We start from the raw sequence: 19078 nt of genomic DNA on the forward strand, positions 1-19078 counted from the left end.
ATTCCGCCGCAAAGAATGGCATTTCATGGCGGATCACGGAGGAGTTATCCGCTTTTGTGCTCAAACTCCGCGTGGCGGCACCGTCACAGGGGGTACGTTCGTGCTCGCCGGACGCGGGGTGACAAAGGGAATACTCCCGGCAAGTCGCCCCGGGTGCGGCACGGTTCGACGGTTCGCACGAGAGGACCGGCCATGGCGTCGTCGACGGGGACCTCACCTCAGCCAGCACCCGAGCCCGACCGGCCCGCGCGGCCGAACCTGGTCTTCCGCCAGTTGCGCGGCCGGCGCTCGCCGGCCGAGTTCGCGGCGGCGGTCCGGCGGGCCGCGCGGGAGATCGGCGAGCGGGTCAGCTGTGACGCGCGGTACGTCGGGCGGGTGGAGACGGGCGAGATCCGCTGTCCCAACTACGCGTACGAGCGGGTGTTCCTGCACATGTTCCCCGGCCGCAGCCTCACCGACCTGGGGTTCGCGCCCCGTTCGGCCGTCCGCGGCCGGCGGGCGCGCGCCGAGCGGGCGGCGGGCACGGCACCGGCGGCGGGGGCGCAGGCGGCGGCCGGTGAGACGCCGGCGCTCCCCGGACCGTACGACCGGGCAGACCCGTACCCCACGTACGACGACCACGAGGAGAGCGACGTGCTGCGTCGCGCATTCATGAGGGGCGGCACCGCCACGGTGGCCACCGCCTCACTGGGCCCGCTGGGGCTCGCCCTGGACGCCGCGGCGGCCGAACGCCCGGTGCGCCGTTGCGGGGCGAGCGACGCCGGCGCCCTGGAGGACGCCGTCCGCCGGATCCGGCTGCTCGACGACCGGCACGGCGCCGACGGACTCTACCGGCGCGCGGCGGCCCCGCTGCGCGCCGCGTACGCGCTGCTGGACGCCGGGGCGATGCGGCAGGCGACGGCGGACCGGCTCTACGCGGGCGCCGGTGAACTGGCGCTCTCCGTGGGCTGGCTGGCCCACGACTCCGGGCGTTTCGACGACGCGCGCTCGCACTACGCGGAGGCGCTGGCGACCGCGCGGATGACCGGGGACGCCGGGCTGGAGGCGCACGCCTTCTGCAACACGGCGTTCCTCGCCCGGGACACCGGCCGGCCCCGGGAGGCGGTGCGGGCCGCGCAGGCCGCGCAGCGCGCCGCCCGGCCGCTGGGCTCCGCGCGGTTGCTGTCGCTGCTGGCGCTGCGGGAGGCGGGCGGCTGGGCGGGGCTGGCCGACCGGGTCGGCTGCGAACAGGCCCTGGCTCGGGCGCAGGCGTTCTTCGACCGGGGGCCGGGCGACGCCGACCCCGACTGGATGAGCTTCTACGGCGAGGCCGAACTGGAGGGGCTGGAGGCGCAGTGCTGGTCCACGCTGGGCGACTGGCCGCGGGCGGCCCGGCACGCCCGCCGGGCGGTGCGGCTCCAGGACCCGCACTTCACCCGGAACACCGCCCTGTACGCGGCGGAACTCGCCGACGACCTGGCCCGCGGCGGCCGGCCCGACGCGGCGGCCGCGGCCGGGCTGCGGGTGCTTGACCTGCTCGGGGAGGTCCAGTCCACCCGGGTGCAGACGATGCTGGCGAGCACCGCGCGGGTGCTGCTGCCGCATCGCGGGGCGCGGGGGGTGGCGGCGTTCCTGGAGCGCCACCGGGCGCTGCCGCGCACCGCGTGAGGAGACCCGGGCGGTGCGCCGCCCGGGTGAGAAACGGCCGGCCGCTCCGGGGAAGGACGCCTCCCCGTCCCCCGGGGCGGACGGTCCGGCCCGCCGGCAGGCCGCCGTCACCGTCGCCGTCACCGTCGCCGTCAGGTGATCGTCAAGCCGCTGCCAGGTGGCCGATGTCGTTCCAGTTCTCGATGGCGGGTTCGCCGTAGGCCCAGCCGAGGACCGACAGGGACGTCGGGTTCAGGCGTATGCGGGCCGCGAAGTCCAGCGGCAGGCCGAGCCAGCGGGCGCCGATCGAGCGCAGGATGTGGCCGTGGGCGAAGACCAGGACGTCGCGGTCGGCCTGGCGGGCCCAGCCGACCACCTCGTCCGCCCGCGCGGTGACGTCCGCCGTGCTCTCGCCCTCGGGGACGCCGTCCCGCCAGATCAGCCAGCCCGGCCGGACGGCCTGGATCTCGGCCGGTGTCATGCCCTCGTAGGCCCCGTAGTCCCACTCCATGAGCGCGTCCCAGGGCTGGGCCCGGTCGCCGAACCCGGCCAGTTCGCAGGTCTCCCGCGCGCGTACCAGCGGGCTGGTGCGCACCTCGGCGCCGGGCAGGCCGTCCAGCGGCGCCCGGTGCAGCCGCTCGCCGAGCAGCTTGGCGCCGCGCCGGCCCTCCTCCAGGAGCGGCACGTCGGTCCTGCCCGTGTGTCTGCCGGACAGCGACCACTCCGTCTGTCCGTGCCGGGCGAGCAGGATGCGCGGTGCCATGGGAAGAGGACCTTTCCGGGTGATTGACAGTGAAGGTGAGGTGCGGCTCTTCCATCATCGCGTACGCCCCGTACGGGCAACCCGCAGGGCGCGGACGACGTCTGTCAGGGCTGGGGGCGCTCCACTGAGGGGGGCCGCCCACGCCGTAGAGTGACACGCCCGGAACCGGCGGGTACCCGGGTCCGTACGCGAAGAAGAAGGGGAGGTCGATCGGATGCCGCGCGCCGACACACCAGGCACCGAGGCGGCCCCGCCGGGCCGTCTGCGCTGGTGGACGGAGCTGCCGCTGATCCTCCTCGTCTACGCCTGCTACTCGGCCGGCCGGCTGCTGGTGCGCGGCGACGTCTCCGACGCCGTCGACCACGGGCTCGCCATCCTGCGCGTCGAGAAGGCGCTGCGCCTCAACGCCGAGCACCCGCTCAACCGGCTCTTCACCCACGAGCCCTGGCTCGGGGTGCCCGCCGACTTCTGGTACGCGTCCCTGCACTACCTGGTCACCCCGCTGGTGCTGGTGTGGCTGTTCCGCTCCCGCGCGGTGCGCTACCGGGCCGCCCGGACCTGGCTGATGACGTCCACGTTCATCGGCCTGATCGGCTTCACCCTGCTGCCGACCTGCCCGCCGCGGCTGCTCGACGCGGGCCACGGCTTCGTGGACACGATGGCCCACTACAGCTCGTGGGGCTGGTGGGGCGGTGAGGCCAGCGCGCCGCGCGGGCTGGGCGGGATGACCAACCAGTACGCCGCGATGCCGAGTCTGCACGTCGGCTGGGCACTGTGGTGCGGGGTGATGCTGTGGCGGTTCGGCGGTACGCGCGCGACGCGGGTGGCCGGCGTGGTCTACCCGCTGGTGACCACGGTCGTGGTGATGGGCACCGCCAACCACTACTTCCTCGACGCGGTCGCGGGCGCCGCCGCGATGGGCGCGGGACTGCTGCTGACGCCGTACGTGCTGCGCTGCGCGCGGTGGGGGCGTGTCCGGGCGGTGGAACGGTCCGGCCCGGCGGCCGGCGCGTTCACCCGGCGCTCGGCCGGCCCGGTCTCCCGCGTCGCCGGTCCGGTTGTCGGTCCTGTTGTCAGTGGGGGATGCGAGACTTCGGCGGGTGAGCGATTTCCACGCCAGCGCGACGAGCGGCCCCGGTCCGGAGCCGAGCCGGACGCCTCCCCCGCGGACACGGGAGACGGCGCTCCGGCACCGGCTCGCTGAGCTGCGCGGCCCCGACGTACCGCCCAAGGCCCTGGACGCCCGCGCCCTGGCCGCCCTCGCGGCCAACCCGGGGTGCAGACGGCGCGCGCTCCTGGACGGCGCCGGGGTGGACAAGACCGGCCTGGCGAGCGCGCTGGGCGCGCCGTCGGTGTTCGGCCAGTCCCAGTTCGCCTTCGTGCGGGGCAACGCGTTCGAGGCCCGGGTCAAGGCGGACGGCGGCGCGGAGCTGCTGCGGCTGGTGCGCGAGACGCTGGACCGGGGCGCCGAGCCGCCGCGCGAGGCGCGGGTGCCGGATCTGACCGCGCCGGGCCCGCAGGGGCGTGCGGCGCGCACCGAGCTGGCGCTGCGGGAGGCGACCGGGGCGGCCGGCTGGACCCTCCTGGACCATCCGATGCTCGCCCTGGACGTGGCCGGTTCCGCCGCCTATCTGGAGCCGGACGCGGTGGTGGTGCACCCGGACGGCAGCTGGACGGTCGTGGAGATCAAGTCGTTCCCGATGCTGGACGGCTCGGCCGACCCGGCGAAGGTCGGCGCCGCCGCCCGGCAGGCCGCGGTGTACGTACTGGCGCTGGAGGAGGTCGCCGCCCGGCTGCGCCCCGCGCCGCGGGTGCGTCACCGGGTGCTGCTCGTGTGCCCCAAGGACTTCTCCAATCTGCCCACCGCCGCCGCGGTCGACGTCCGCAAGCAGCGCGCGGTGACCGCCCGCCAGCTGACCCGGCTCACCCGGATCGAGGAGATCGCCGACGCGCTCCCCGAGGGCACCTGTTTCGCCCCCGACCGGCCGGCCGAGGAGCTGACGGCCGCGGTGGAGTCGGTCCCGGCGGCGTACGCGCCCGAGTGCCTGGCCGCCTGCGAGCTGGCCTTCCACTGCCGGGCCGGGTCCCGGGCGGCCGGCGCGGTCACCACGCTGGGCCGGCCGGCCCGCGCCGAGCTGGGCGACCTGGCGACGGTCGACGACGTACTGGCGGCGGCCGACGGCACGGCCGGCGACCCGGCCGACCCGGCGGTGGCGGCACTGCGCCGGGCGGCTCAGCTGCGGGCCGAGGCGCTGGAGACGGCGGAACCGCGGGCCGAGACACTGGCGGCGGCGGACCGGGTGCGGGCACTGGAGGCGGCATGTCCCTGATCGGCACGCTCGCCCGGCTGGACCCGGTACGGGCACTGGAGGCGGCATGTCCCTGATCGGCACGCTCGCCCGGCTGGACCCGGTACGGGCACTGGAGGCGGCATGTCCCTGATCGGCACGCTGGCCCGCCTTGAGGCGGTGCGCACCGGCCGCGCGCAGCCCGCCGCCACGGTCCGGCACCGGCACCTGTCGGACACACCGCTGGTGCTGGTCCCGCTGGTCACGGCCGGTGAGGTGGGCGCCCCGCTCGGCGCCCTGGTCGGCACCGACCGGGACGCGCCGCGGCTGCTGGTGGTCCCGCAGCCCCGCGACCGCGACCTGCGGTTCGCGTTCCTGGCCGAGCTGGCCGACGTCGTACTGCCGCACATCGAGGCGTCCGCCGCCGCGGTCGAGCCCGCCGAGCGCACCGAGACCGACCCGGAGACCGGCAAGCGGGTCAAGGTGGAGGTCGAGCTGTGCGCGGACGCCGCGCAGCTGATCGTGCCGAGCCGCGCGGGCGTCGACCTGGTCCGGCTACTGGGCCGCTCGATGCGGTTCCGGCGTACGGCCGACCAGGACCCGGAGACGCCGCACCCCGCGCCGCCGCGGGTGCCGCTGCTCGGCCGCTGGCTCACCCACTACGGGGAACGCGCCCGCGTGCCGGGCTCCTCCCTCCTGCTCGCCATGACCGAGCTGCTGGGCCGGCACTGGGCGAGTGGGCAGTCCGCCCTGGAGGACCAGCACCTGGGCGCGCTGCTGGCCTGGATCGACCCGCCGGACGGCATCTCGGGCGCCGCGGCGGCGCTGCGGGCGGAGCTGGCCCGGGACCCGGACGGCCAGTTGCTGTGCCCGCCGGCCGGACCGGCCACCGACCCGGCGTTCGACAACCGGCTGCTGGCGCCCGCCATCGAGCGCTACGACCGGGCCCGCACCGCGCTCGCCGCCGCCGAGGACGGCCTGGAGGCCGACGCGCGGTACGGGGCGGTGCGCGCCGCCGAGCAGGACGTCCGCGACCTGGTGCTCAGCCGCACCCGGCCCGCCTGGGACGCGGTGTGGCACGGCCTGGACCTGCTGCGGCGGCTGCCCGCCGGGGCGCATGTCGGTGACCGGTGGACCCGGGACCGCTGGTCGTTCACCGGGCACCGCGACCGGATCGTCTCCGGCGAGCCCCCGCAGCCGCGCCGCGACGACGCGGTGACGGCGGCCAACAAGCTGGCCACCCGGGAGCGCGAGCAGGCCCGGCTGGACGCCCAGGAGGCACTGGACGATCCGCTGGTGATGGCGGGGCGGCGGCTGGCCGGGGAGGCGTTCGCCGGGGAGGTCACGGACGTGGTGCTGACGTACAGCGAGGGCAAACGGCCGAGCCCCCGCCCGCTGGTCACCGTGCGCACGGCGGACCAGCCGCAGCTCGCCGAGCGGATGAAGGTGTACCGGTCGCTGGGCGGCAAGCCGCAGGCGGCCGAGTACGTCGAGCGGCCGGAGGACGGCGTCCTGGTCCTGCGGATCGTCGACAAGATGGGCCGCGGCCGGGAGCCGGAGGCCGGGTCGGTGCCGGAGAAGGGCGACCTGGTCTGCTTCACCCTCTTCGAGCACGAGCAGCGCGGCGGGGCGAGGCTGCCCGACCCGGACCAGACGCCGTGGACGCACGGCGGGCCGCCCGGCGAGCGGTCCGCCGTACCGGAGGCCGCCGATCCGCTGACCGAGGAGGACGTCCTGTGACCACCGAGACCCTGGTGGACGACGCCCCGGGCGCGGCGGCCGCCCGGGCCACCGCCGCGATCCTCGACGACACGCTGCACGGCACCGAGCGCGGGGTGGTCGTCGACTCCCCGCCGGGCGCCGGCAAGTCCACGCTGGTGGTGCGGGCGGCGCTGGAACTGGCGGCGGCGGGCCGCCCGCTGATGGTGGTGGCGCAGACCAACGCGCAGGTCGACGACCTGGTGCTGCGGCTGGCCGAGGAGAACCCCGAGCTGCCGGTGGGCCGGCTGCACAGCAGCGACGCCGACCCCTACGACAAGGCGCTGGACGCGCTGGACAGCGTACGGAAGTCGGCGAAGGCGGCGGAGCTGGCCGGGCAGGCGGTGGTGGTGTCCACCGCCGCCAAGTGGGCGCACGTGACGGTGGACGAGCCGTGGCGGCACGCGATCGTCGACGAGGCGTACCAGATGCGGTCGGACGCGCTGCTGGCGGTGGCCGGGCTGTTCGAGCGGGCGCTGTTCGTGGGCGACCCGGGACAGCTCGACCCGTTCTCGATCGTGGGCGGCGAGCAGTGGGCGGGCCTGTCCTACGACCCGTCCGCCTCGGCCGTCGCCACGCTGCTCGCGCACAACCCGGGGCTGCCGCAGCACCGGCTGCCGGTCTCCTGGCGGCTGCCGGCGTCGGCGGCCCCCCTGGTCTCCGACGCGTTCTACCCTTTTACGCCGTTCCGCAGCGGCACCGGCCCCGACGACCGCCGGCTCTCCTTCGCCGTCCCCTCCGACGGCTCGGGCCCGGACCGGGTGATCGACGAGGCCGCCGCCTCGGGCTGGGGCCTGCTGGAACTGCCGCCGCGGCACACCCCGCGCACGGACCCGGAGGCGGTAGGGGCGGTGGCGGCGGTGGTCCGCCGGTTCCTGGACCGGCGGGGCGCGGCGCGCTCCGAACGCTCCCCTTCCCCCATTCCCCTCACCGCCGGCCGGATCGCCGTCGGCACCGCGCACCGCGACCAGGCGGCGGCGGTGCGCGCCGCGCTGGCCGACCTCGGTGTCACCGGGGTCACGGTCGACACGGCCAACCGGCTCCAGGGCCGGGAGTACGACGTGACGGTCGTCCTGCATCCGCTGTCCGGCCGCCCCGACGCAACGGCGTTCCACCTGGAGACCGGCCGCCTGTGCGTGCTGGCCTCCCGGCACCGGCACGCCTGCGTGGTCGTCTGCCGCGCGGGCGTCGACGAACTCCTGGACGCGTACCCGTCCACGGAGCCGGTCCAGCTGGGCACGGACGTGAAGTTCCCGGACGGCTGGGAGGCGAACCACGCGGTACTGGCCCACCTGTCCCGGCACCGCGTCACTTGGCGGCCCTGACCGGGGCCCGCCGGACGGAGTCCGGCACGCCGCCGGAGGCGGCCAACGGACACAGCCCGGACGGCTGGGAGGCGAACCACGCGGTACTCACCCACCTCGCCCGGCACCGGGTCACCTGGCCGCCCCGGCCCTGACCCTCGTTCCCGGCCGGCGGGACGCCCTCTTGCACAGGCGCGGGACAATGGACGGTGGCCCATTCCACTCGGGTCATGTGCGACGTACCAGGAGGAGAGACATGGCGGAGCCCACGCCGCGTCACCACGAACCGCGGCTACGCCCCGCGCCCCTGCTCTTCGAGCCGGCGGCGGCCGCCGCCGATCCGGAGCACTTCTTCGATCTCGAGTCGATCGACGATCCGCGGGCCCTGCTGGAGCGGGCCACGGAGCTGACCCACGCGTTCCGCGCGGCGGCGGACCGCGCGGTGGAGTTCCAGGCGATGGCGGCGGCGCAGCTCGCCGATCCCCGCCGGTTCGACCGGCTGACCACCGCGGACATCGCGGAACGGGCCGAGTGGACCGAGGACTATGCCAAGAAGATGGTGGAGTTCGGCCGGGAGCTGATGCGCCGGGAAGAGCCCGCCTGAGGGCGGCGTCCCGAGCCGATCGGCATATGCCACGGGGGTGGGCAAGATACCTTCCCGCCCCGGCGTCTGTCCCGGATTCCGGCAACTCAGGGAGACGGTTCCCGCACCGTCGGTAGACATGAATCCCATGAGCAGCACTCCGCACGCTTCCCACGTCACCTCGGCCGGCGCCGCCTGGCTGGCCTCCGCCGGAACGTATCCGCGCAGCACGCTCGCCCTCTGGGAGGAGCACCCCGAGGCCCCGGTGGTCCTGCCGTGCGGCTCGGTGTTCGATGTCGTGAGCGCCCCGGCGATGTTCGGACGCCGGATGCTGGACCGGATGTGGGCCGAGGGCCCCGGCTCCGGGCCGGTGGCGGAGTACCGCGGCCGGATGCTGCTGTTCGCCGCGCCCGGCACGGCCCAGCGGCTGCCCTCGCTGCTGGAGTGGGAGGAGTGGGGAACCCGCGGCCGGTCCGAGGGGGACGGCCGCACCGGCACCGTACCGCCGCTGCTCTGTCACGGCACCGGGGACGCGGTGACCGTGCCGGCCCCGGCCGGGCCCGACCGTGCGGCGGCCCGCTGGCTGGTCGCCCCGGACATCCGCCGGCCCTGGCTGCCCGGCCCGGAGATCCTGCTGTGGGCGGCGGTGCGGGCGGCCCGCGCGGCCGTGCGGATATCGATTTTTCCTCCCGCCGACCTGGGTGCTAATGTCTACGACGTCAGCAGGCGCCGCTAGCTCAGTTGGTTAGAGCAGCTGACTCTTAATCAGCGGGTCCGGGGTTCGAGTCCCTGGCGGCGCACCGACAGTGAAGGCCCCTCGCGTGAGCGGGGGGCCTTTCGCGTGGCGTCCCGTCCTGCTCAGCCGGGCGTGATCTTCACCGTCCAGGCCCCCGACACCGTGCGCCCCTCCACCTCCACCCGGACGCCCTCCCCCGGCACCGTGAAGCTCTCGCCGAGCGCGACCGGCGCGTCCGCCAGCGGCGGGTAGACCGAACGCTCCCAGCACGCTTCGGTGCGCGGGTGCGCGTCGATCACCTCGACCGGCCCGCCGCCGGACTCCGTACCGCCGCGCACCCGGTACACCAGCACCCCCGCCCGGCAGGCGGCGGCGTCGTTGCCGACCGGCCCGCGCGCCTCGAAGGCGAGCACCTCGTCGGCGCCGGTGCGCACCACCGCCAGCTTGGTGCCCCGGCCGAGCCCGAAGGCCGGCGCCCCCGCCGCGCCGGTCACCGGCACCCCGGGCCCGGCGCCGAGCGGCTCCAGGGTCAGCCGGACCGGCCCGGTCCCCCGTACGCAGGCCACCTGCCGGGGCTCCAGCCAGCCCAGTTTCCACTTGTGCCAGCCGAACAGGTCCGGTGCCAGCGCGAACTGGCTGCCCATCAGGTCCCAGTCGCCGACATGGGTGTCCCAGTCGCCCTTGCCGTCGACGGGCCGGTGGTAGAGGTCGGGGAGGTCGAAGACATGGCCGGTCTCGTGGGCGAGGACCAGACGGTCGGGCGGGTGGTTCTCGAACACCGTGACGACCCGGTGGATGTCGGTGCCGTCGGCCCGCAGCGGGGTGTTCAGGTTGACGACCTTGGTGGCGTCGGAGTCCACGCCGGGCGCGTGCGGGTCGGCGACGAAGTAGACGACGTCGTAGCGGGAGAAGTCGACCTCGGTGTCGGCGGCGGTCAGCGCGTCGCGCAGATAGGCGGCGCGATGCTCGGCGCTCCAGTCGCGCTGTATGGCGTACGCGGTCGACGGGCGCGGCATCCGGACCCAGTGCCGCAGCGGGTGCGGGCGCAGCGTGAACTTGCCGTAGGAGGCGCGCCGGAAGAAGCGGGTGGTGGCCGGGAAGTGGTCGGCGGCCAGTTCGCGGGGCGCGGTCAGGGGGCGGGAGTCGGGGAAGGACAGGAACACCATCACCGCGTCCAGCGCGCGCGACGGGCGGGGGTAGGCGGCGTTCCAGGTGTGCACGCCCTCGGAGTGGTGCGCCGCGGTGCGCCGCAGGGCGCACGGCTGGGGCGAGAAGGGTTCGGCGACCGAGGGGGCGCTGATCAGGGAGGTCGCGGCCAGTGCCGTCATGATGGTGGCGACCGCCGCGGACTTGCGCAGTCCCGGCCGGGCCCCGCCGCCCGGCCGGCCGCCCGCGCCGAGGCCCTTGAGGGCCTCACGGGGAAGTCGCCTCAGGGGGAGCTGGCGCGGCACATGGACCTCCGGGTGCGGTTCGCGGAACACCGCATCCAGCTTGTGCATATTTGTCGTACTGCGCCCTGTTCGCATGGGCCGGACGGGTGAGCCGTCCGTGAGCCGTCCGCGGATTGCCGAAAGTACCCCTTCACTCCCCTCACAGAACGTCACAACTGGTCGGGGGTGTTTAGAACCCGGCCAGCTGCGAGCAGAAACGATCTGTCAGGAGGATCCGCGGGAGCCGGTGACCGCTGTGCGGCTGGAAGGGCCGGGAGCCACCCTCTATGATCGGCACACTTTCCTGCGCGGACAGAGACACGGACAGAGATCGAGGCACTGCGGGAGCTAGCGGTGAGCGGAACGTCCGAAGGGCCGGCGCCCGCGGCAGACCTCGACAGGTCGGCCGTCACAGAGAGTGACACTGACATGGCGCCCAGTGCTGTACGTCCATGCCGTACGGAACCCCCGGCCTATCGCTCGGCGTTCACGGCGGCACCGCTGGCGATGGCCGTCGTCGACGCCGAGGGGACGGTGGTCAGCGCCAATGACACCCTGGGCGCGCTGTTCGGCACCCCGCCCCAGGCGCTGACCGGGCGCGCGGCGGCGGAGCTGGTGGACCTGGCCGCCGACACCCGGGCCTGGCGGGCCTACCGCGAGGTGCTGTGCGGCAGCCGGGCCCGGCTGCGCTGCACCCGGCGGCTGAAGCGGCCGGACGGCGAGTTCCTGTGGGCGCAGGTCACCGTGGAGCCGCTGGCCGGGGCGGCGTCCGGGCTGCTGCTGTCGGTCGCCGACATCAGTGCCCGGCACGAACTCCAGGCCCGGCTGCGGCACTTGCAGATGCACGACCCGGTAACCCGGCTGCCCAACCGGGCGCTGTTCTTCGAGCGGCTGACCGCCGCCCTGGAGCCGGAGTCCTACGCGGGCGGCACCGGACGGATCGGGCTGTGCTATCTCGACCTGGACGGTTTCAAGGCGGTCAACGACACCCTCGGCCACCGCGCCGGGGACCGGCTGCTTGCGGCCGTCGGCGAACGGCTGACGCGCTGTGCCGAGGAGGCCGCGCCGCCGCGCACCGGGGCCGGTACGCCGCTGGTGGCCCGGCTCGGCGGGGACGAGTTCGCGCTGCTGGTGGAGGGGTCGACCGGCACCGACCAGCTCGCCGATCTCGCCGAGTCGGCGCTGGCCGCGCTGCGCGAGCCGGTCGATCTGGCCGGCCGTCATCTGTCGGTCACCGCGTCGGTCGGCGTCGTCGAGCGGCATGCCGCGGGGACCACCCCGACCGCCCTGATGCAGGCCGCCGACACCACACTGTACTGGGCCAAGGCCGACGGCAAGGCCCGCTGGACGCTCTTCGACCCGGAGCGCAACGCGCACCGGATGACCCGGCAGGCGCTGGCCGCGACGCTCCGTCCGGCGATCGACCGCGGCGAGTTCGCGCTCGAGTACCAGCCGCTGGTCGGCATGGAGGACGGGCGGCTGCGCGGCGTCGAGGCGCTCATCCGCTGGAAACATCCTCAGTTCGGCGTACTGGCGCCGAATCGGTTCATCGCACTGGCGGAGGAGGACGGCTCGATCGTTCCACTGGGCCGCTGGGTGCTGCGCACGGCGTGCGAGCAGGCGCGGCGCTGGCAGCTGGACCGTCCCGACGAGCCGCCGATCTTCGTCAGTGTCAATGTCGCGGTGCGGCAGGTGTGGGACTCCGACCTGGTGGCGGACGTGGCGCGGACGCTGGCGGAGACGGGGCTGGCGCCGGAGCTGCTGCAACTGGAGCTGACCGAGTCGGCGGTGATGGGGTCGGCGGGGCGGCCGTTGCAGGCGTTGAAGGCGCTCAGCGACATGGGGGTGCACATCGCCATCGACGACTTCGGCACGGGGTATTCGAACCTGGCGTATCTGAGCCGGCTGCCGGTGTCGGTGCTGAAGCTGGACGGGTCGTTCGTACGGGGGTTCCAGTACGACGCGCGGGGCGCCGAGCGGGACGGTGAGGACGAGAGCGCCAATCCGGCGGACGAGGTCATCGTCGAGGCGATGGTGCAGCTCGCGCACCGGCTCGGGCTGACGGTCACGGCGGAGTGCGTGGAGACGTCGGACCAGGCCACCCGGCTGCGGCGGATCGGCTGCGACACGGGACAGGGCTGGCTGTACTCCCGTCCCGTGCCGCCGGACCGGATCTCCGAGCTGTTGGTTCAGGCGGTCGCGGGCAGGCCGTAGGCGTCGGCGATCAGTTCGTAACTGCGCAGGCGCACGTCGCCGCCGTGTGCGTTGGCGGTGATCATCAGTTCGTCGGCGCCGGTACGCTTCTGGAGGTCGTCGAGGCCGGCCCGGACGGCGTCCGGGGTGCCGTGGATGACGTTGCTGTTCCAGGACGCGACGAACTCCTGCTCCAGCGGGCTGAAGTCGTACGCCTCCGCCTCGGCCGGGGTGGGGACCAGGCCGGGGCGGCCGGTGCGCAGCCGCACCATGTTGAGGGCCGCGGCGAGCACCTGGCGGCGGGCCTCCTGCTCGTCGTCGGTGGCGAGGGCGGCGACGCCGATCAGGGCGTAGGGCTCGGCGAGCAGCTCGGACGGGCGGAAGCTCTCCCGGTACAGGTCCAGCGCGGGGATGGTGTTCTGCGCGGAGAAGTGGTGGGCGAAGGCGAACGGCAGGCCGAGGGTGGCGGCCAGCCGGGCGCTGAAGCCGGAGGAGCCGAGCAGCCAGACCGGGGGGCGGTGCGGGGACTGGACGCCGCCGGGGGAGGTCGCCTGGACCGGGCCGGGGACGGCGTGGATGCGGCTGTAGGGGTGCCCGTCGGGGAAGTCGTCGTCGAGAAACCGGGTCAGCTCGATGAGCTGCTGGGGGAAATCATCGGCGCCCTCGTGCAGTCGGTCGCTGCGACGCAGGGCGGCGGCGGTGGCGCCGTCGGTGCCGGGGGCTCGGCCGAGGCCGAGATCGACCCGGTTCGGGGCCAGGGCTTCGAGGGTGCCGAACTGTTCGGCGATGACCAGCGGGGCGTGGTTGGGGAGCATGACGCCGCCGGAGCCGAGGCGTATGCGGTCGGTGTGGGCGGCGAGGTGGGCGAGGATCACGGCAGGTGAGGAGGAGGCGACGCCCGGCATGGAGTGGTGCTCGGCGACCCAGTAGCGGTGGTAGCCGCGGGTCTCGGCGAGGCGGGCGATGTCCACGCTGGTGTGGAGGGCGTCGGTGGCGGTGCGGCCGGCGCCGACGGTGACCAGGTCCAGGACGGAGAGGGGGACGGGGGCGGTGCCGTGGGTGGTGCCCCGGATTTCCTCTGCGGCGTCTGTGGACGTGGCCATGGTGGGGTGCCTCCTGTGTTTCCGGGTGTGCTGCGCTCGCCCGGGGTTCAACGGGAGGGGGCGGGTGGCTATTCCCTACGGGATCTACGGGGTGTCTCTGCGGGGTGGGGGAGTGGTGGCCCCGGTCACTGGGCCCCTCCGTCGGCCGGGCGGGCGGCGGCGAGGACGGGCGCGACGGCGCCTCGCCTGCACGCCGGGCCGGTTCGGCGGCGAACGGTGAGTGGGGAGGGGCGGCGGGCGGCGGTGGGTGGTCTGGAAACGGTGAACACTTCGGGCCGAAGTGTTCACCGGTTATCGGACGGTCTTCAGGGAGTCGAGGAAGACGGTGAACAGGGGACCCCGGAACGTGAGCACCGCCCGATCCGGCGCCTTCGAGTCCCGGATGGCTATGCAGGTGCGGCGCTGAGCGACTTCTACGCATGCGTTGCCGTCGCCTCCGCCGGAGTAGGAAGACTTCTTCCAGATGTCGGGGGGCGTCGTCATAGCGTGCCTCACAGCTCCTTCGCCAGCTTGTGGATGAAGTCACGGGCACCCACGGGTTCGAGCGCCACCGCTTCCAGCCTATGGAAGAGGTCGCGGAAGCGGCCGAGTTGGGCTTCGGCGTTGACGAAGACGGTGCCTTGCGGTCCATCGCGTACGACGGTGTCCAGCTTGGGGACCGGACCTGAGGCGTACACCATGTCGCCACCGGCTCCGGCGAAGCCGTCGACGTCGAACGGGATGACGCGGACGGTGATGTGATCGGCGGTGGACAGCTCCAGGACACGAGCCAGCTGGGCCCTCATCGCGGCCCGGTCACCGACCCTGATCCGCAGCGCCGCTTCATGGATCACGGTCTCGTACGGGGTCGGGTCGGGGCGTTCGATGATGGCCCTGCGCCGCATCCGATGCTCCACCCGGCGTTCCACCTCGCTCGCCGGGGACTCGTGGTTCACGTAGGAGAAGAGGGCGCGGGCGTAGTCCTCGGTCTGCAGGAGTCCTGGCACGTGCAGGAAGTCCACGTCCCATCGGCAGTCGGCGTGGTGCTCCAGCTCGGAGAGGTCGAGGAACGAGTGGGGCAGCAAACCCCGGTACTCCTCCCACCAGCCACGCGTGCGGTCCGTCGCCATCGCCACCAGCGCCGCGACCAACTCCTCGTCCGTACAGGCGTAGTGCGCGGCCAGTCGCCGCAAGCGTTCTTCACTCACGCCGGCGATCCCGGACTCGATCTGACTGATCTGCACGGAATTCACTCCGAGCCGACTCGCCGCCTCGGTCGCCTTGAGTCCGGCGGCGTCCCGCATCTTTCGCAGCTCAACTCCCAGCCGCTCCTGGCGCGCTGTGGGCTGACGTCTGGGAGGCACAACTTCCCCCTCGCCTCAATGGCCGTTCCTGAGCGACCCGTTCGAGCCCAGGTTACGCGATCGGCTTGCTCAGTAATAAATCTATGCCCTACCGTCAGTGATGCGGCACGCACCGTGCGCAACCACATTTCCGTCGACGGAGGCACCCGTATGTCCGAAGAGCTGGCCGTGTGCGAACCGTGGGAGTACTCCCTCCACATCCCCAACGACGTCCGCGCCGTCACCGTGTGTCGCCGCACCCTGCGGCTGATCCTCACGATGCACGGACTGATCGGGCTCGTCGACGTCGCGGAGCTGCTCGCGGCGGAGTTGGTGTCCAATGCCGGTGCGCCATGAGGCGCTCTGTTGTATCCCCGGCTGAGCCGGGAGGAATTGAAGGGAGGTTCCTGGGTCCGATGGCTTACCTGGATCTGAAAGGTGAAGGGGACAGCAGCATGCCAGGAAATCAGTGCTCGTGTTCACGTGTAGAAGCGAGGCGCGGAGGGACCCGCGCGATATGGCGAAAGCTGTACTGCCTGAACCCCAATCTCCAAAAGATGAAACGAGTCACATCCGCCGGAAATCTGCACGTGACACCGGCGCCGCACCCTGCGGTGGAGTAACTGCGTATCCATCGCACCCTTCGGGTCGCGGAATGATTCCCAGTGAGGGAATTCAAGGAGATGAGTGGGGCGCCTAAGTCGCGCTAGATACGTACAACAGAGATGAACATGGGACCACCTAAAGGGCGCGAGCCCCAAGGTGACGGAGGCCCCGTAGTAGTCGCAGGAGCAACGACCTGCCAAGGAGGGCGGGAAAGCCGCCCGCAGGGCGAAGGGGGCCAGGTGATTCGGAAGCGGTACTTGATGTCCTGCGTGAACGCGGCAGGCGGAACCTGCCGTGCGATGAGCTGTATCGACAGCTGTTCAACCCGAACCTGTATCTGCCGGCTTACGGGCGCATCTATGCCAATCAGGGCGCGATGACCCCCGGGGCCTGCGGGGAAACCGCGGACGGCATGTCGGAGGCCAAGATCGGGCGCATCATCGAAGCGCTGCGCCACGAGCGTTACCGCTTCCGTCCGGTACGACGTGTCCACATTCCGAAACCCAACGGAAAGACGCGGCCGCTCGGTCTGCCGTCCTGGTCGGACAAACTCGTCGGCGAAGTGATCCGCCTCCTGCTGGAGGCATACTATGAGCCACGGTTTTCCGCCCGCTCCCACGGTTTCCGACCCGGCCGGGGCTGCCACACGGCACTGTCCGACCTGGCACACAACTGGACCGGGACAACCTGGTTCATCGAAGGAGACATCTCCGACTGCTTCGGCTCGCTCGACCATAAGGTCCTGCTGGCTATCTTGTCTGAGAAAATCCACGACAACCGGATCCTTCGCCTCATCCAACAGATGCTGAAGGCGGGATACCTGGAGGACTGGAAATGGCACGCCACCCTGTCGGGATCCCCGCAAGGCGGCGTCCTCTCTCCACTCCTGTCCAATATTTACATGGACCGGCTGGACAAATTCGTCGAAACAGTCCTCATTCCGGAATGCACCCGAGGTGCCACCCGGCGCAGGAACCCGGCCTACCAGAAGCTGGACAACGCGATCGGAAACACCCGGAAGCGGCTCAGAAGAAGGAAGGAGCACACAGAGACCGCCCAAGTCCGCCAATGGCGCAAGGAGCTGCGACGCCTGCCGTCCGGAGACCCACAGGATCCCGGCTACCGGCGACTGCGCTACCTCCGCTACGCGGACGACCACATCCTCGGGTTCATCGGACCCAAGGCCGAAGCCGAGACGATCAAACAGCGCCTGGCCGAATTCCTGCACGATGATCTCAAGCTGGAACTGAACCAGGACAAAACACTGATCACCCACGGCCGCACCCAGTCGGCCCGATTCCTCGGCTACGAGATCAGCGTTCAGCACGCCGACGCCAAGATCACCCGGAGCAGCCGTATCAACCGCGGCAGACGCACCATCAACGGGAAAATCAAACTCTGCGTGCCCAAGGACGTGATCAAGGCCAAATGTGCCCCGTTCCTCCGGCGCGGAAAACCCGCGCACCTGCCCCAGCTGGCGAGCTGCACACCCTTCGACATCGTCAGAATCTATGGAGCGCAGTATCGTGGCATTCCCCTGACCCGGCAACGGAAAGCCGTCATCGACGACCTTCCGTCCACCCCGTTCACTCCCCGCAGCCGCCCACGCGGAAGCCAGCTCATTGACCGGCTTCGCAGGGGGTGGTGTGAACTCTGCGACAGACGAACCCAGGTGCAAGTCCACCAAATTCGTCACCTCGCAGAGCTCCAAGCGTGGAAAGAGCAGCCCGCATGGGTCCAATTGATGGTCAAGAAGCGGCGCAGAACCCTCGTGGTCTGCCCGCCCTGCCATCAAGGCATCCATGCATAACGGGAGTCAGGATCACGCAGCAGTCACTGGAGAGCCCGCTGCACAGAAAGGGTGCACGGCGGGTTCGGGCCGGGGGCCACTGGAAAAGGATCTGCACAGCAGAAACCTCGCCAGTGGCCTACCGGTACTACGGCACACCAAGGGGCCGGCGGCGCTGCGGGTGCGCTGGTCGAGGGACGGGGTGCTGCGGATCGGCGCGTGGGACGCGGATCCGTCGCCGCCTCGGCCGTCCGAGCCGGCCGCGCGCGCGGAGGACGGACGGGGGCTGGCGCTGGTGCGGGCGTGCTCGGACGGGTGGGGTGGCAGCCGCTGGTCAGGGAGGGCAACCGGGGCAAGTTCGTATGGTGCGAGCTGGGACGGGCGGCAGGTTAGGCTGCCGAGATGGAGTCGTTCAAACGTTCGGTGCGTGAGCTGCCAGGGGACCCTCGACAGCTGACCCTGGAATACCACTCCTGGGAGTACGCGCGCCGCGAGGACGACCTGGACGGGCTCGACGAGTGGTCGGTCTCCGTGCGGCTGCGACGGCCCGGGGACCGGGACGCAGGCGCCGCTGTCGGCTCCATGACGTTCTTCCGTCTGCGGCAGGACGAACGGTTCAGCCCCTGGCCGTGGTCCGACGCGGAGCGGGACGGAGCCGACCATGACCTCTTCCAGCTCGTCCTCGGCGTCTACGACCTCGGGCGCGGCGGTTATCGGCAGGAGTTCCGTGACAGCGTTACGTCCGCCGACGGCGATCTGCTGGCCCTCTACGACATCACGCTGGACAAGGCGTGGCGTGGGTTCGGGCTGGGGCCGGTCCTTGCCTGCCAGGCGGTCTGGGCGCTTGCGGGCGGGTGCAGCGCCGTCACCGTGGCGACGCACGTCAGCGAGCAGCTCACGGGACTGTGGGAGGACATCGGCTTCCGGCGGTGCGTCAGGCCGCTCGGGCATCTTCTGGATCCGAGAAGCGCCGAGGCTCGCGAGCCGCGGAACGAGCAGCGGAGGAAGTTCGACGCGCTCGCCGACGCCTATCACGCCGCCCTCCGGGGGTGACGGCGGCTTGATGTGCGGATCGGGCAGGCATTCGGTACGATCATCATGCGCTGGTCGACGGAGCAACTCCGAACAGCCGGCAGTGCGTTGGTGGTCCAAGGAAAGACGCCCCGCTTCCTGCGGGGAGATGCAGGTGCAAGGCCTGCCCGGCGCTCCAGAGAAGGAAACGAAGAACCCCGGTCCGCCGCTTCGGCGGGCCGGGGTTCTTTGGCGTTGGCGAAGCCGGGGGCGGGTTGACCGGAGGGCGCCTCCGTCCAGACCCGTACCGAGGAACTGGTGGCCCGCCGGGCGGAGATCGCCGGGCTCGGTGACGCCGGTGAGGCGCTGCGGCAGTGGCTGCGGGCCCTGGAGGAGTACTTCGCCGAGCTCGCGCGGACCCGGCACTCCCCCCCGGCAGTTCCTGCCCACCCCGCTGTCCGCCTCGGACATCCGAGGTGTGCTGGAGGACGCGCGGAACTTCCTGCTCTCGCTCACCGCCCGCGGTTTCCACGGCATCCCGCAGACGATCCTCGGCGTGTACGCCG

General features: G+C 72.5%; 17 protein-coding genes, 2 tRNA genes and 2 pseudogenes. 16 read left to right on the forward strand and 5 right to left on the reverse strand.

Annotation, left to right across the window (positions count from 1 at the left end; all coding sequences use genetic code 11):
• The first annotated feature begins 192 nt into the window (after positions 1-192).
• Together ACTT8P_RS05945 and ACTT8P_RS05950 are read left to right on the forward strand one after the other, a co-directional pair.
• Positions 193-1647, forward strand: coding sequence for a hypothetical protein (locus ACTT8P_RS05945; RefSeq protein WP_442830459.1), 1455 nt, complete (start codon positions 193-195; stop codon positions 1645-1647).
• 13 nt (positions 1648-1660) lie between these two features.
• Positions 1661-1786 carry a hypothetical protein gene (locus ACTT8P_RS05950; protein ID WP_442830460.1) on the forward strand — a complete coding sequence of 42 codons (126 nt, stop codon included), beginning with the start codon at positions 1661-1663 and terminating at the stop codon, positions 1784-1786.
• A gap of 3 nt (positions 1787-1789) precedes the next feature.
• On the opposite strand, the gene ACTT8P_RS05955 is transcribed toward ACTT8P_RS05950, so the two are convergent.
• Positions 1790-2389: a histidine phosphatase family protein gene (locus ACTT8P_RS05955; RefSeq protein WP_442830461.1), complete on the reverse strand. Its 600-nt coding sequence runs from the start codon at positions 2387-2389 to the stop codon at positions 1790-1792.
• 214 nt (positions 2390-2603) lie between these two features.
• Here ACTT8P_RS05955 and ACTT8P_RS05960 point away from each other — a divergent pair, with 214 nt between their 5' ends.
• From ACTT8P_RS05960 to ACTT8P_RS05995, 8 genes are all read left to right on the forward strand, one after another.
• Positions 2604-3593 carry a phosphatase PAP2 family protein gene (locus ACTT8P_RS05960; RefSeq protein ID WP_442830462.1) on the forward strand — a complete coding sequence of 330 codons (990 nt, stop codon included), beginning with the start codon at positions 2604-2606 and terminating at the stop codon, positions 3591-3593.
• Positions 3490-4719, forward strand: a complete 1230-nt coding sequence (locus ACTT8P_RS05965; RefSeq protein ID WP_442830463.1) for a hypothetical protein — start codon at positions 3490-3492, stop codon at positions 4717-4719. The genes ACTT8P_RS05960 and ACTT8P_RS05965 overlap by 104 nt, the downstream gene beginning before the upstream one ends.
• Before the next feature lie 102 nt (positions 4720-4821).
• Positions 4822-6417: a hypothetical protein gene (locus ACTT8P_RS05970; RefSeq protein WP_442830464.1), complete on the forward strand. Its 1596-nt coding sequence runs from the start codon at positions 4822-4824 to the stop codon at positions 6415-6417.
• Complete coding sequence (locus tag ACTT8P_RS05975) at positions 6414-7760, forward strand: AAA family ATPase (RefSeq protein ID WP_442830465.1); 1347 nt, start codon at positions 6414-6416, stop codon at positions 7758-7760. Before ACTT8P_RS05970 ends, ACTT8P_RS05975 begins: the two co-directional genes overlap by 4 nt.
• Positions 7748-7894, forward strand: a complete 147-nt coding sequence (locus ACTT8P_RS05980) for a hypothetical protein (RefSeq protein WP_442830466.1) — start codon at positions 7748-7750, stop codon at positions 7892-7894. Before ACTT8P_RS05975 ends, ACTT8P_RS05980 begins: the two co-directional genes overlap by 13 nt.
• Before the next feature lie 101 nt (positions 7895-7995).
• A complete protein-coding gene (locus ACTT8P_RS05985; RefSeq protein ID WP_442830467.1) occupies positions 7996-8343 on the forward strand; it encodes a hypothetical protein in 348 nt (115 codons plus the stop codon).
• Positions 8344-8389: 46 nt separating this feature from the next.
• Complete coding sequence (locus ACTT8P_RS05990; RefSeq protein WP_442830492.1) at positions 8390-9058, forward strand: bifunctional DNA primase/polymerase; 669 nt, start codon at positions 8390-8392, stop codon at positions 9056-9058.
• Positions 9049-9122, forward strand: a tRNA-Lys gene (locus ACTT8P_RS05995). Before ACTT8P_RS05990 ends, ACTT8P_RS05995 begins: the two co-directional genes overlap by 10 nt.
• 58 nt (positions 9123-9180) lie before the next feature.
• On the opposite strand, the gene ACTT8P_RS06000 is transcribed toward ACTT8P_RS05995, so the two are convergent.
• Complete coding sequence (locus tag ACTT8P_RS06000; RefSeq protein ID WP_442830468.1) at positions 9181-10557, reverse strand: M6 family metalloprotease domain-containing protein; 1377 nt, start codon at positions 10555-10557, stop codon at positions 9181-9183.
• A gap of 285 nt (positions 10558-10842) precedes the next feature.
• Here ACTT8P_RS06000 and ACTT8P_RS06005 point away from each other — a divergent pair, with 285 nt between their 5' ends.
• Complete coding sequence (locus ACTT8P_RS06005) at positions 10843-12702, forward strand: putative bifunctional diguanylate cyclase/phosphodiesterase (RefSeq protein WP_442830469.1); 1860 nt, start codon at positions 10843-10845, stop codon at positions 12700-12702.
• On the opposite strand, the gene ACTT8P_RS06010 is transcribed toward ACTT8P_RS06005, so the two are convergent.
• From ACTT8P_RS06010 to ACTT8P_RS06020, 3 genes are all read right to left on the reverse strand, one after another.
• A complete protein-coding gene (locus ACTT8P_RS06010) occupies positions 12678-13784 on the reverse strand; it encodes an LLM class flavin-dependent oxidoreductase (RefSeq protein WP_442830470.1) in 1107 nt (368 codons plus the stop codon). The two genes, ACTT8P_RS06005 and ACTT8P_RS06010, sit on opposite strands and share 25 nt — an antisense overlap.
• 291 nt (positions 13785-14075) lie before the next feature.
• Positions 14076-14267, reverse strand: a complete 192-nt coding sequence (locus ACTT8P_RS06015) for a DUF397 domain-containing protein (RefSeq protein WP_442830471.1) — start codon at positions 14265-14267, stop codon at positions 14076-14078.
• Positions 14268-14275: 8 nt separating this feature from the next.
• Entirely contained in the window at positions 14276-15127 is an 852-nt protein-coding gene (locus ACTT8P_RS06020; RefSeq protein ID WP_442830472.1) for a helix-turn-helix domain-containing protein, read from the reverse strand.
• Positions 15128-15277: 150 nt separating this feature from the next.
• Here ACTT8P_RS06020 and ACTT8P_RS06025 point away from each other — a divergent pair.
• The 5 genes and pseudogenes from ACTT8P_RS06025 to ACTT8P_RS06045 all read left to right on the forward strand — a co-directional run.
• Positions 15278-15451 (forward strand): annotated as a pseudogene (locus ACTT8P_RS06025) (ATP-binding protein); the annotation flags it as partial.
• A gap of 454 nt (positions 15452-15905) precedes the next feature.
• Positions 15906-17522 (forward strand): reverse transcriptase/maturase family protein, encoded by a 1617-nt coding sequence (locus ACTT8P_RS06030; RefSeq protein ID WP_442830493.1) that lies wholly within the window; start codon positions 15906-15908, stop codon positions 17520-17522.
• A gap of 127 nt (positions 17523-17649) precedes the next feature.
• Positions 17650-17894, forward strand: a pseudogene (locus tag ACTT8P_RS06035) (ATP-binding protein); the annotation flags it as partial.
• Between the two features lie 9 nt (positions 17895-17903).
• Positions 17904-18554 carry a hypothetical protein gene (locus ACTT8P_RS06040; RefSeq protein ID WP_442830473.1) on the forward strand — a complete coding sequence of 217 codons (651 nt, stop codon included), beginning with the start codon at positions 17904-17906 and terminating at the stop codon, positions 18552-18554.
• 84 nt (positions 18555-18638) lie between these two features.
• A tRNA-Gly gene (locus tag ACTT8P_RS06045) sits at positions 18639-18711 on the forward strand.
• Positions 18712-19078: the final 367 nt, after the last annotated feature.

The organism is Streptomyces sp. JW3, assembly GCF_052216785.1.
GTDB lineage: Bacteria > Actinomycetota > Actinomycetes > Streptomycetales > Streptomycetaceae > Streptomyces.

Coding starts and splice junctions, on each gene's coding strand:
- ACTT8P_RS05945 (WP_442830459.1), top strand. CDS start 193: ATGGCGTCGTCGACGGGGACCTCACCTCAGCCAGCACCCGAGCCCGAC.
- ACTT8P_RS05955 (WP_442830461.1), bottom strand. CDS start 2,389: ATGGCACCGCGCATCCTGCTCGCCCGGCACGGACAGACGGAGTGGTCG.
- ACTT8P_RS05960 (WP_442830462.1), top strand. CDS start 2,604: ATGCCGCGCGCCGACACACCAGGCACCGAGGCGGCCCCGCCGGGCCGT.
- ACTT8P_RS05970 (WP_442830464.1), top strand. CDS start 4,822: ATGTCCCTGATCGGCACGCTGGCCCGCCTTGAGGCGGTGCGCACCGGC.
- ACTT8P_RS05985 (WP_442830467.1), top strand. CDS start 7,996: ATGGCGGAGCCCACGCCGCGTCACCACGAACCGCGGCTACGCCCCGCG.
- ACTT8P_RS06000 (WP_442830468.1), bottom strand. CDS start 10,557: ATGCACAAGCTGGATGCGGTGTTCCGCGAACCGCACCCGGAGGTCCAT.
- ACTT8P_RS06010 (WP_442830470.1), bottom strand. CDS start 13,784: ATGGCCACGTCCACAGACGCCGCAGAGGAAATCCGGGGCACCACCCAC.
- ACTT8P_RS06015 (WP_442830471.1), bottom strand. CDS start 14,267: ATGACGACGCCCCCCGACATCTGGAAGAAGTCTTCCTACTCCGGCGGA.
- ACTT8P_RS06040 (WP_442830473.1), top strand. CDS start 17,904: ATGGAGTCGTTCAAACGTTCGGTGCGTGAGCTGCCAGGGGACCCTCGA.